Here is a 12745-nt window from a genome sequence, read left to right on the forward strand (position 1 = left end):
AGAAGTGAAAATTATTATAGGTCCATGATGAATATAATAAAAGAAAGGGTAGATATGCAACAAATAAAATGTCCGCATTGTAATGAATCTTTTACAATAGATGAGTCTAAATATGAAAATATAGTAAATCAAATTAGAAACCTAGAGTTTGACAATGAAGTACATGCTAGATTAGAGCAGGTAAGAGCAACTTATGATCAAGAATTACGCCTTTTTGAAGAAAAAAATAAAAATATTCAAGAAAAGTATTTAAATGAAAAAAATGAAGAAATTCTAGAATTAAAAGCTAAATTATCAGCTAGCGATAAAGATAAGGAATTAGAAATTTTAAATGCTAAAAAAGAATTAGAAGAAAAACTTATTTTTAAAGAAAGAGAACTTGCAGAACTAGCTTTAAAGAACAAGGAAATTTATTTAGAAATTCAGCAGTTAGAGGAAAAAAATAAGCTTAATTTGGAAATAGAACTAAATAAAGCTATTAGTCAAAAGGATAAAGAATTAGATAAATTTAAATCTGAATTAGCATCTATTGATATGAAGAAGGAATTAGAGAAAAAATCGATTCAAGAAAAATATGAGTTACTACTGAAACAAAAAGAAGAAGAAGTAGCTTTTTATAAAGATTTTAAGGCTAAACAATCTACTAAGATGGTTGGAGAAAGCTTGGAGCAGCATTGTGAGAATGAATTTAATAAGTTACGTATGACAGCTTTTCCTAGAGCAGAATTTGGTAAAGATAATGACGCTAGTAGCGGGAGTAAAGGTGACTATATATTTAGAGAGTTAGATGAAGATGGTGTAGAAATACTTTCTATTATGTTTGAGATGAAAAATGAGAATGAAACAACGGGAACAAAAAAGAAAAATGAGCATTTCTTTAAGGAATTAGATAAGGATAGAAGAGAAAAGAGATGTGAATACGCAATTTTGGTATCTATGTTAGAAGCTGATAATGATTTATATAATAACGGTATTGTCGATGTTTCTTACCAATATGAAAAGATGTATGTAGTCAGACCACAATTTTTTATACCAATTATTTCTTTACTTAGAAATTCAGCTTTAAATGCTTTATCATATAAGAAAGAAGTAGAAATTATACGTGAACAAAATATAGATATTACTAATTTTGAAGATGATTTAAATAAATTTAAGGCAGCTTTTGCTAAAAATTATGAACTGGCTAGTAGAAAATTTAAAACGGCTATTGATGAAATTGATAAGACAATAAGTCATCTTCAAAAAACTAAGGAGGCCTTGTTATCATCGGAAAATAATCTGAGATTAGCTAATAATAAGGCAGAAGCAGTAACTGTTCAAAAATTAGTAAAAAAAAATCCAACAATGAAATCGAAATTTGAGGGACTAGATAAGTAGAACTATATATTTATTTTTAGTCTAATATCTTAGACTGTTATAGTTTATTTTAAGGAGAGATAATGAGAAGGCAGAAAATAAGAAGGAAAAAAATTAGGAAAAAACAACAATATAGAGTTATGAAGATGCTAGGAGTAGGATTATTAACGACAATATTACTAACAACTTACACTAAAAGTACAGAAATAGAAGTTGCTAATGCTGAACACTTAAGTAAAGATAACATACGCGGAGTAACGCAACCTTTTCCATTTTTAAGAGATGAAGGGCTTGTGCAGAATGATTTAGAGAAATATTCTACTGAAAACATGAAAGCAAAATATATTTATGATAATATAGATAGATTACCGATAGCTCAAAAAAGATTACTAGCTAATAATAAAGATACAGTAGACTATATTTATGGATATTTAACTGGAAAACGAGTGGAATATAGAGAGGGAGAGTCTGTTGAGTTAGATAGAAAGTATCCATACTATATTCAATGGGATAGACGTTGGGCTTATGATCCGTTGGGAGCAGACGATGTTGCAATTGGTGGATGTGGACCGGTGGTTGTAGCAATGTTACTATCAGGAGAATTAGAAGATCCATCAATTACACCAAGAACTATAGTTGAAATTGAAAATCAATCTGGACACTATACTCCTAGTGGTACTGCATGGTCTTTCTTTAAATATATTGCAAATAGGTATAATATGAATTACCAAGAGGTAAATATAAGCAGAGAAGATATAGATAAAGTTATAGATGACGGTAAACCTATAATTTTATCAGTAAAGCCCGGTAAATTTACAACAGTAGGACATATTGTATTGATTACAGGTAAAGATGAATCAGGAAATTATATAATTAATGATCCAAATTCCTTAGGGAGATCTTTGAAAGTGTGGTCTTATAACGAATTAAGTACAGAAATAAAGGGAATGTTCTCATTAAGTAAAAAAACTGAAAATGTATAAGAGGTAGCTAACATTGGGTTAGCTGCCTTTTATATTTGAAAGAAAACGTTATAAATGGTATAATTGTAAGTATATAACATAAGGAGATAAGTAGATGTTATACAAATTTTCAGATAGAGTATATTATAGTAAACATAGATTTATGTATTTAGAACCAGCTATTGGATATATTAAAGGGGATAGAATTTCCATAATGATTGATTCTGGTAATTCGAAAGAACAAATTGAAAAATTTTTTGAATTACTAAAGGAAAATAATTTAGAATTACCAAGTTACATAATATTAACTCATCATCATTGGGACCATAGTTTTGGAGCTGCTCATACAGACATTCCACTTATTTCAAGTTTAAAGGCAAAGAAATATTTGCAAGATTTCAATAGTAGAGAGTGGACTGATTCTCTACTTGACGAAAGGCTAGCTCTTAATAAGGAAACTAAATTTTCAGTGGATACTATGAAAAAAGTTTACCCTGATCTAAAAGATATCAGAATAAAGATACCAGATTTAACTAAAGCTAACAATTTTTCTTTTGATTTGGGAAATAATGTAATTAAGTTTTATATAAATGATAATTCTCATTCTGATGACGCTATAATTATTCACTCTACAGAAGATAGAGTTATATTTATTGGAGATAGCCATTCAAAAAGTTATTCAACAAATCCTATGTCTTTTGATAAAAAAAAATTAAGAGACTATATTGATTTTATAAGAAATTTAGATTTTGATTTTGCAATACCAGGCCACGGCAATATATATGAAAAAGAACAATTACTAAGTACTTTAGAAGAAGAATTTTATAAATTAAATTAAGGAGGTGTTATGATGAATAATCCGGAATATTTAATTTATTTAGACTATTTATTATTATTTATTCTGAGTTTTTCAACAAGTCAGCAACTGTTTTCAAGCAAATTTAATTTTTATGGAATAACTGCTATTTTATCGATATCTTTATATTTTTCATTGCATTCCATATATTCAAATTTTAATATTCTAGCTTTGTTGATGTTTATATCTGCAATAATATTTATAATACTGGAGTTATTTGTTCCAGGGGGAATACTAGGAATACTAGGTATTTTAGTTTTAGGATATGCCCTAGTTTCTATAAATAAAATTAATCAGTACATTGTTTTAGCCATAGTTGTATCCTTGATAGTCTTTGTTATCATGTCACTTTTAAATATTTATCTCTTTAAGAAAAAAATGCTATTTTTGAATAAATTAATTCTTAAAGATAAATTATTAACTGAAGAAGGTTACATTGCAAATAAGAGTGATATAAGTCTAGTCGGCAAGGAGTTAAAGGCCTATACTGATTTAAGACCCGCAGGAATTGCTATTTTGGATGGCAAAAAGTATGATGTAGTAAGTCAAGGAGAGTTTATAGAAAAAAATAGTAGCCTTATAGTAACGGAAACTATAGGTATGAGAATAGTAGTAAGAAAAAAATAAAATAAAAGGAGATGGAATTTATGTTATCTGAATCAATTTTTTCGGTTATGACACCAGGTCTAACGATAATTTTTGTATTAATAATATTATCGGTATTTTTCACATTTTTTCCAATAGGATTATGGATTAGTGCAATTGCGGCAGGAGTAAAGGTTTCAATTTTTACACTTGTTGGTATGAGATTAAGACGTGTAGTTCCAAGTAGAGTTATTAATCCAATGATTAAAGCTCATAAAGCCGGATTGGATGTAACAATTAATCAATTAGAAAGTCACTATTTAGCAGGTGGAAATGTAGATAGAGTTATTAATGCTTTAATTGCGGCTCATAGAGCAAATATTGTTAGTTTAACTTTTGAAAGATGTGCAGCTATTGATTTAGCTGGACGTGATGTACTTCAAGCAGTACAGATGAGTGTTAATCCAAAAGTTATTGAAACTCCATATATTGCGGGTGTTGCTATTAATGGTATTGAAGTAAAAGCAAAGGCTCGTATAACAGTTAGAGCAAATATTGAAAGGCTAGTAGGGGGAGCTGGAGAAGATACAGTAATTGCCCGTGTAGGGGAAGGTATCGTGTCAACTATTGGTTCTTCTGCATCACATACAGTCGTATTAGAAAATCCTGATAGAATTTCTAAAACAATTTTAGAAAAAGGTCTAGATGCTGGAACAGCTTTTGAAATTTTATCGATTGATATTTTAGATGTTGATATTGGTCAAAATATTGGTGCAAACCTTCAAACTGAACAAGCAATTGCTGATAAAAATATTGCTCAGGCTAAGGCAGAGCAAAGAAGAGCAATGGCTGTAGCCCAAGAACAAGAGATGAAGGCACGTATCCAAGAAATGAGAGCTAAAGTTGTTGAAGCTGAGGCAGAATTACCACTTGCTATGGCAAAAGCTTTCCGCGAAGGAAATCTAGGAGTAATGGATTATATGAATTATAAAAATCTAGAAGCAGATACAGGAATGAGAGATTCTATTAAGAAAATGTCACAACCAGAAGCAGAGTCTAATAAATAGGAGAATATCATGAATTTTCTATTTGTAGCAATTCCAGTTATAGTTGTACTGGTTGGTCTTATATTTGTTATAGTTATGTTTAGCGATAGTAATAAACATGTGAACAATATGGATACAGCAAGGCAATTAGAATTAGAAAGAAATAAAGAAGCGGCTTTAGAAGAAGTAAGAAAGTTAAAAAATAGGGAATTTACTCTAGAAGAAAATTCAAATGAAATGGACGATCTAAATTCTAAAGTTAATACTCAAGCAGAAGAAATTGAAAAACTTAGAGCAGAGTTAGAGGAATTAAGAAAGAATTCGCAGAAAAAAGAGATTTCTAATATTGTTGAGAATAAATCTATTCTTAATTTTTCTAAAACTAATATAGTTAAAGGTTTGATTACAAAAGAATATCTTGAAAAGAAAGGTAGAGGATGATCTTATGACTATATGGGGTATTTTGAGTATAATATTTTTGCTTGGAAAGCATGTCTATGAGCATAGAAAAAAGGAAATAAAAGAAGATATTACTGAAGAGCAAGATGAAATTATAGATGTTTGTAAAGAACAAGCAAATGGGCATTTCTCTACAAATTCTAATACGGAAACTAGTTCTTCAAGGTTAAGGGTCGCTGATAAAGAAGATGAAATTCTTGGTGGAAAGAATCTATTAAAAAACGATAGCTTTCTTCAAGATTATATAATGGCAGAAATTCTTGCAAAACCTAAAAGTAAAAAACAATAAAAACAATAGGAAATTTGTGATATCACAAATTTCCTATTGTTTTTATATTGTCAAGTTTGTAAGATATGTTATATAATAAACTAAGAATAAGATAAATAAATTTAATGAGGTCATTATGAGAATAGTTGATATTATTGAAAAAAAGAAAAGTGGTAAAAGTTTAGAAAAGAGTGAAATAGATTTTCTATTGGATGAGTATTTAAATAATAATATTCCGGATTATCAAATGAGTGCTTATTTAATGGCTGTTTTTTTTAAAGGAATGACGGAAGATGAGTTAGCATATTTCACATTAAAAATGAGGGATTCTGGTGATGTAATATCATTTCCTGATATAGATAAATTTTTAGTTGACAAACACTCTACAGGAGGGGTTGGAGATAAGGTAACAGTCATTTTAGGATCTTTACTTGCAGCTTTAGGTATGGCTACTACTAAACTTTCAGGAAAAGGCTTAGGACATACTGGTGGAACTATTGATAAATTTGAATCCATTAAAGATTTTGAGTTTTCTAGTACTAGAAAGGAACTTGTAGATATAGTTAATAAAACTGGTGTTGGAATAATGGGCTACAGTGATACTATCGTACCTTTAGATAAAAAGCTATATTCGCTTAGGGATGTGACTGGGACTGTGAATTCTATTCCATTGATAGCAAGCAGCATTATGTCTAAGAAACTTGCCATAGAGTCAAATATTATCATTCTTGATGTAAAATTTGGAGATGGTGCTTTTATGAAAACTGTTGATGATGCAAGAGAATTAGCTAGAACTATGGTTAAGATAGGAAATAACCTTGGAAGAAAAACAGTTGCCTTACTTACAAGTATGGAAGAACCATTAGGAAGTGAAGTAGGAAATTCTAATGAAATTATTGAAGGAATAGAGGCTTTAAAAGGTAATTGGTCAGATGATGTAAAAGAAGTAGTCTATTATATAACTTATTTAGCCCTTAAAGAAAAGGGAGAAGTGACCACTTTTGAAGAAGCAAGTTTCTTACTAGATAAGGTTATAGAGGATGGTTCTGCTTTAGCTATTTTCAAAGAATTTATTAAAGAAAGTGGAGGTAAGCCTGAATTAGTAAATAATTATTCATTGTTACCTACAGCAAAGAGTTTTTATGAAGTAAAATCTATATCAACAGGTTATGTTAATCAGATAAAAGCTGAAGAGATAGGAATAGCAGCAATGATTATTGGTGCTGGAAGGGCTACTAAAGAAGATTTAATTGATCATGCAGTAGGTATAACTTTGCATAAAAAAGTTGGTGATTATGTAAAAAGTGGTGAATTACTAGCAAGGATCCATTTTAACGATGAAAAAAATTTAGAAAATAGTAGAAATATGATACTAGATGCTTATAAAATTCAAGATAGTCAAATTGAAAAGAAAAAAGTAGTATTAGAAATAGTTGAATAAACAGGAGAAATTCATGAAATTAAATAAATATATTGATCATACATTATTAAAAGCAACAGCAAGAAAAGAAGAAATTGAAACATTGTGTAAAGAAGCTAAAGAATTTGATTTTTTTAGCGTATGTGTCAATAGCTCATATATAGAGTTTTGTAAAGAACAATTGAGAGGAACTGATGTAAAAATTGCTGCAGTAGTAGGATTTCCTTTGGGTTCTATGAGTACGGAAGCAAAAGTTTTTGAAGCTAAGGATGCAATAGAAAAAGGTGCTAATGAAATAGACATGGTATTAAATATTTCAAGATTACTTGATGGTGATTATTCTTATGTTGAAGATGAAATACGTGCTATTAAAGAAGTTATCGGAAGTAATACATTGAAAGTAATTTTGGAAAATTGTTACTTAGATAAAAAAGATATTGTTAAAGCTTGCCAATTAGCTGTAGAAGCAGGTGCTGATTATGTTAAAACATCTACTGGATTTGGAAGCGGTGGTGCTACTTTTGAAGATGTGGAATTAATGAAGTCGGTAGTCAAACAAGATGCTAAAGTTAAGGCTTCTGGCGGGGTTAGAGATAAGGAAAGTGCCTTAAAATATATCGAATTAGGTGCAGAAAGACTTGGGACTAGTTCAGGTATAGCAATAATGAAAGATGAAGTAAGTAATTCTATATATTAATATCTTAAGTTTTATAAATAAACATTTGCTCTTGAAGTAAATGTTTATTTAAATTTTGGTAAAATTCATTTAGATATTGTATAATTAAAAATAATTTTATAAAGAATGGAGATAATAAAATATGCTATCTAAATCATTTGAACAATTTAAGTTTAAAGATTTTGTAAATGAAGCGATAATCGATTTGAAATTTAAAAATCCTACAAAGATACAGGAAAGAGTTTTTTCTCCTGTTTTAAAAAGGAAAAATGTTGTAGCAAAATCTGAAACAGGGAGTGGGAAAAGCCACTCATTCTTGCTGCCAATTTTTAGTAAAATAAATTTAGAAGTAAATAAAGTACAAGCAATAATTATGGCACCAACTCGTGAATTATCTCGTCAGTTATATGAAATGGCAAATCATATAGCAGAATTTTCTGAGAAGGAATTCAAGGTTGGATTATTTATTGGTGGTCAAGATTTACAAAGAGATAAAGAAAAGGTTATAAATACACCTCATATTTTAATTGGGACACCAACTCGTATTTTAGAATTAGATAAGGCAAGTTCATTAAATATTAAAGAAGTTGAAACTATTGTTGTTGATGAATGTGATATGATGATTGATCTAGGCTTTATAGAAGATATTGATAAGATTGCTAAACGATCATCAGAAACTTCGCAATTCTTAGTATTTTCTGCTACAATTCCAACTCAAATGTCACACTTCTTGAAAAAATATGTAAAAAATCCACAATATATTGAAGTGGATAATGCAAATAAAGGTAAGATTACTTATTCACTAATACATATTAAGAGTTCTAGTAGATTGGAAAAATTATTAGATATTACAAAAGTTATTAATCCTTATTTAGCTATTATTTTTGCCAACAAGAAAACTGAAGTTGAAGAAGTTAGTTCTTATTTAAGCAGTAATGGATTAAATGTAGGTATTATTCATGGCGATTTAACACCTCGCGAAAGAAAGCAAATGCAAAAAAGAATTGCAAATCTGGACTTTACATATATAGTTGCTAGTGATTTAATGAGTCGAGGAATTGATATAGAGGGAGTTAGTCACATAATCAATTACAATATTCCTAACGATTTGGATTTCTTTATACACAGAGCAGGAAGAACAGCTAGAGCAGGTTTAGATGGTGACTGTATAACAATCTTTGATAATAAGGATGAAGAAAAATTACAACAACTTGAAAGTAGAGGAATCAAGTTTGATCATGTAGATATTAAGAATAATGAATTTATTGAAATAAAAGATAGAAATAAACGTAAAAATAGGGAGAAAGTTATTGCTGATCATAATCTAACTGAGAAATTAAAATCAAAAGTTAAGTCAAGCAATAAAGTTAAACCAGGTTACAAAAAGAAACATAAGTATAAAATGGATAAACTTAAGCAAAAGGAAAGAAGAAAATTTGCTAAACGACAAAATAGAGCTAATAGAGCTAAGTAAATTTAAAATTTTGGAAGTAGGTAATAAGTATGTTAGATGGTATATTACCGGTTTTTAAAGAAAAAGGTATGACTAGCCATGATGTAGTATTTAAATTAAGAAAGATATTGCAAATGAAAAAGATAGGTCACTCTGGAACATTAGATCCTGAAGTAGATGGTGTCTTATTAATATTATTAGGTAATTCAACGAAGGTTAGTGACTATGCTATGAATCTTGGTAAATCTTATAAGGCAGAAGTATGCTTAGGTTTAAGTACTACTACTGAAGATATAAGTGGAGATATTGTAGAAGAAGTTAGATTAGGACAGATAACAGCTGAAGAAATTAAGAATGCTTGTTCAAAATTAATAGGTAGAATCACTCAAATTCCTCCTATTTACTCAGCAGTTAAAGTAAAGGGAAAAAAATTGTATGAGTATGCAAGAAATGGGAATTTTGATGTAGAAAGACCTAGTAGAGAAGTATATATACATAGTATTAAACTTGATGAAGCTAGTATTGTAAACAAGAAGAGTAGAATATATTTTACTATAAATGTGCATTGTGGTAAGGGCGTCTATATAAGAACAATTGCAACACAGATAGGAGAGCTATTGAATGTTCCAAGTTGTATGAGTAGTTTAAGGAGAACAAGTAGTGGAAAAATAACAATAGAGAATTGTTATACTCTAAAACAAATTAGTGAGATGACCAAAGAAGAGATATCTCAAATTCTTTATAAAAAAGAATATGCACTAGAATCCTATAAATTTTATGAGTTACCTAAATATCGAGCTAAGCAGGTAATGAATGGATTAAGATTTAGAAAAAATCAATTTTCTGAATTAGATTTCACTGAAGGAATTGTTTTTACTTATGAAGGAGATGCAATTGCTATTTATCATTTGCGTGATAAAAATGATGAATTACTATCAGTGAAAACTACTTTTCCTAAGGAAATAAGTTAAAGGAGTTGGAACTATGAAGGTTTTTTACATAAATGATATGAGTGAAATAAAAGAGGATAATATTAAAAGAGCAGTAGCTTTAGGTTTTTTTGACGGTATCCATAAAGGGCATAGAAAGATAATAGAGAATACAATATCAGGTGCAAAAAATGAGGGTATGACGTCTTGTTTGCTAACTTTTGATATTTGTCCGAAGGAATTTTTTTCAGGAAAAGAAATAAAATTATTAACTCCTAAGCAAAGGAAAATATCTATCTTAAATGAATTAGGTATTGATGAACTTTATATTTTAAAATTTAATGATAAATTAAGTAAAATTTCAAAAGAAGAATTTATAGAAACTGTTTTAAAAAAATTAAATATAGTAAGTGTATATTGTGGTGAAGATTATCTATTCGGAAGCAAAGGCCAAGGGACCCCTGCTTTTATAGAAGAGTATACTAAAGGAAGTATTAAAGTAAATATTGTAAAACTAATCAAATCAAAGGATAATAATAAAATATCATCAACATATTTAAGAAATCTTATTATTGAAGGTAAGGTATTTGAATATAAAGAAATTTCAGGGGTTAATTATAAAATTTCAGGGAAAGTAAAAAAAGGAAAGCAATTAGGAAGAACGATCTCATTTCCTACTGTAAATTTAGAATTAGACGAAGAGTATGTAATTCCTAATAAATTTGGAGTATATTTGACAAAAGTTAAGGTAAAGGGTAAATATTATAAAGGAATAACCAATATAGGCAAAAACCCCACGGTTTCTGACTCAGGAAATTTATCCATAGAAACATATATTCTAGATTTTAGTGAAGATATATATGGTGAGAAAATAGAGTTAGAGTTCTATGATTATCTTAGAAAAGAGCAGAAATTTTTAGGATTAGAAGAATTAAAAAAACAATTATTAAATGACAAAGCTTTAGCAGAAAAATTTAATATGGAATTAAGTATTGAAAAAAAATAAAAAGTAATATATAATTAATATTGTCCTTATTCTTGGTGTAGAAACACTCCAGATTTTACACTCAGATTAATGGCTAAAAATAATTTTATGGAGGTGCCTCATGGCAGCAATTAGTCAAGAAAGAAAAAACGAGATTATCGCTAAATATCGTACTCACGAATCTGATACAGGTTCACCAGAAGTACAAATTGCAGTTTTAACAGCTGAAATTGAAGCTTTAACTGCTCACTTAAACACTCACAAGAAAGATCACGCAGGTAGACGTGGATTACTTAAAAAAGTATTCCGTCGTCGTCACTTATTAGACTACTTAATTAGAAAAGATATTCAAAGATATCGTGAATTAATTAAGTCACTTGGATTGAGAAGATAATTTTTAATTGTTGTAGAAGACTTAAAAATCTTCTACAACTTTTTTTAAAAAAATTTAAAAAAATGTTGACAAGTTTTTAAAAATGTTATATACTAAAACAGTACTTGAGAGTACAACTTATTAATTAAGTCTCGATAGCTCAGCAGGATAGAGCAACGGCCTTCTAAGCCGTCGGTCGGGGGTTCGAATCCCTTTCGGGACGTCAGAAACCAAGAGAGTATTCTCTTGGTTATTTTTTTAAAAAATTAATAATTGAGGAGATAGATATGAGTAAAAGTAATAAATTAGGAATAACTATTTCTGTTATGTCGGTGTTGGTAATTGGAGGTGCGATATATTATTATAATGCAAATACATCCAAATCTAACGAAAAAATTAGTCAGACACAATCTACGGTTATAGAGACTACGACGGCAGTAACTACGACTAAAAATGAATTAAAATTGAATGAAAAAAATGTTAAGATTTCAACGGAAATTAAAGATGAAAATACAGCTATTGTTTCATTAGAAAATTTAGCAGAAAGAAATCTTACAGAGCTTATAGTTGAAGTATCATATAAAGAAAATAAGATTGCAGAAGTATTAATTCCTATCTTAGAAAAAGGAGCTATAAAAAAAATGGAGGTTCCTTTAGGAAATAAATTAGAATCATTAACAATAAAAAATGTTCCAGAATTAACAAGTAACTTTAGAATGATAGAGAGTGTAGAATTTCTTGTTGGTGATAATAAAGGTGAAGTTTTAGTATCTAGTCTTAAAGCACAAGAAAAAGAATTTTATATTGAAAAAGTTGAAATGAGCTCCTTGGAACAAAGCTTAAAAGATGAACTTATTAAGAAAATTGAATCTGCTAAAACTATAGAAGAGATAGAGAAATTATTAAAAGAAAATAAAATAATTGAAGAAATAAATTTATCTAGTGATCATATTGTTTTTAAAGATGGTGAAGAAGAATTAAAGGTAGAGAGTAATGCTATCTTAGTTGAAACAAATACCGCTGTTACAACATCAGATACAAGTATTTCAAGCGAAATTAGTTCTACTAGAGTGAATTCAGTTCAACAGTCTATAACAACTAAAAATTCTTCAAATATAACAGATAGAGTGCAACAACCAAGTCCGGCTACAGTAACAACTAGTGTAGAAATATATGGATATGTTTCAGGGCCACCTACTTCTACAGTAAATACAACTAATGTTCCAGTAGTAACGACAATGTCAAATTCATTTGTTTCAACAACTGTTCCTTCTACTTCAGTAGAAGTTATAGCAGAAAATTCAACAACAAATAATACAGTTAGTGCATCTACTGCTACTGGTAATTAATATACATATAAAGCACGATTGGATCGTG

14 protein-coding genes and 1 tRNA gene are annotated in these 12745 nt (G+C 29.1%); all 15 read left to right on the top strand.

Annotated elements, in window-relative coordinates:
* The first annotated feature begins 54 nt into the window (after window positions 1–54).
* A complete protein-coding gene (locus HZY82_RS03370; RefSeq protein ID WP_135155954.1) occupies window positions 55–1377 on the top strand; it encodes a DUF2130 domain-containing protein in 1323 nt (440 codons plus the stop codon).
* A gap of 62 nt (window positions 1378–1439) precedes the next feature.
* On the top strand, window positions 1440–2339 hold the full coding sequence (locus HZY82_RS03375; protein WP_179938637.1) for a C39 family peptidase: 900 nt from the start codon (window positions 1440–1442) through the stop codon (window positions 2337–2339).
* A 94-nt stretch (window positions 2340–2433) separates the two neighbouring features.
* Window positions 2434–3156 (top strand): MBL fold metallo-hydrolase, encoded by a 723-nt coding sequence (locus tag HZY82_RS03380; protein WP_135155952.1) that lies wholly within the window; start codon window positions 2434–2436, stop codon window positions 3154–3156.
* Window positions 3157–3165: 9 nt separating this feature from the next.
* The gene (locus HZY82_RS03385) at window positions 3166–3801 is read left to right on the top strand and encodes an NfeD family protein (protein WP_135155951.1); all 636 of its coding nucleotides are present in this window, start codon (window positions 3166–3168) and stop codon (window positions 3799–3801) included.
* A 47-nt stretch (window positions 3802–3848) separates the two neighbouring features.
* Window positions 3849–4826 carry a flotillin-like protein FloA gene (gene floA / locus HZY82_RS03390; protein WP_167753210.1) on the top strand — a complete coding sequence of 326 codons (978 nt, stop codon included), beginning with the start codon at window positions 3849–3851 and terminating at the stop codon, window positions 4824–4826.
* Between the two features lie 9 nt (window positions 4827–4835).
* Complete coding sequence (locus HZY82_RS03395; protein ID WP_135155949.1) at window positions 4836–5246, top strand: hypothetical protein; 411 nt, start codon at window positions 4836–4838, stop codon at window positions 5244–5246.
* A 4-nt stretch (window positions 5247–5250) separates the two neighbouring features.
* Entirely contained in the window at window positions 5251–5553 is a 303-nt protein-coding gene (locus HZY82_RS03400) for a hypothetical protein (RefSeq protein WP_135155948.1), read from the top strand.
* A 115-nt stretch (window positions 5554–5668) separates the two neighbouring features.
* Entirely contained in the window at window positions 5669–6973 is a 1305-nt protein-coding gene (locus HZY82_RS03405) for a thymidine phosphorylase (RefSeq protein ID WP_135155947.1), read from the top strand.
* Window positions 6974–6986: 13 nt separating this feature from the next.
* Window positions 6987–7649, top strand: a complete 663-nt coding sequence (gene deoC, locus HZY82_RS03410; RefSeq protein WP_135155946.1) for a deoxyribose-phosphate aldolase — start codon at window positions 6987–6989, stop codon at window positions 7647–7649.
* A 121-nt stretch (window positions 7650–7770) separates the two neighbouring features.
* Window positions 7771–9102 (top strand): DEAD/DEAH box helicase, encoded by a 1332-nt coding sequence (locus HZY82_RS03415; protein ID WP_135155945.1) that lies wholly within the window; start codon window positions 7771–7773, stop codon window positions 9100–9102.
* A gap of 29 nt (window positions 9103–9131) precedes the next feature.
* Window positions 9132–10052, top strand: a complete 921-nt coding sequence (gene truB, locus HZY82_RS03420) for a tRNA pseudouridine(55) synthase TruB (RefSeq protein WP_135155944.1) — start codon at window positions 9132–9134, stop codon at window positions 10050–10052.
* A 13-nt stretch (window positions 10053–10065) separates the two neighbouring features.
* Entirely contained in the window at window positions 10066–11016 is a 951-nt protein-coding gene (locus HZY82_RS03425; RefSeq protein WP_135155943.1) for a bifunctional riboflavin kinase/FAD synthetase, read from the top strand.
* A gap of 100 nt (window positions 11017–11116) precedes the next feature.
* A complete protein-coding gene (rpsO, locus tag HZY82_RS03430; protein ID WP_135155942.1) occupies window positions 11117–11389 on the top strand; it encodes a 30S ribosomal protein S15 in 273 nt (90 codons plus the stop codon).
* A 128-nt stretch (window positions 11390–11517) separates the two neighbouring features.
* A tRNA-Arg gene (locus HZY82_RS03435) sits at window positions 11518–11591 on the top strand.
* 64 nt (window positions 11592–11655) lie between these two features.
* Window positions 11656–12717, top strand: coding sequence for a hypothetical protein (locus tag HZY82_RS03440; protein ID WP_135155941.1), 1062 nt, complete (start codon window positions 11656–11658; stop codon window positions 12715–12717).
* Window positions 12718–12745: the final 28 nt, after the last annotated feature.

The organism is Gemella sp. GL1 (assembly GCF_013415365.1).
In the GTDB taxonomy this organism is placed as follows: domain Bacteria; phylum Bacillota; class Bacilli; order Staphylococcales; family Gemellaceae; genus Gemelliphila.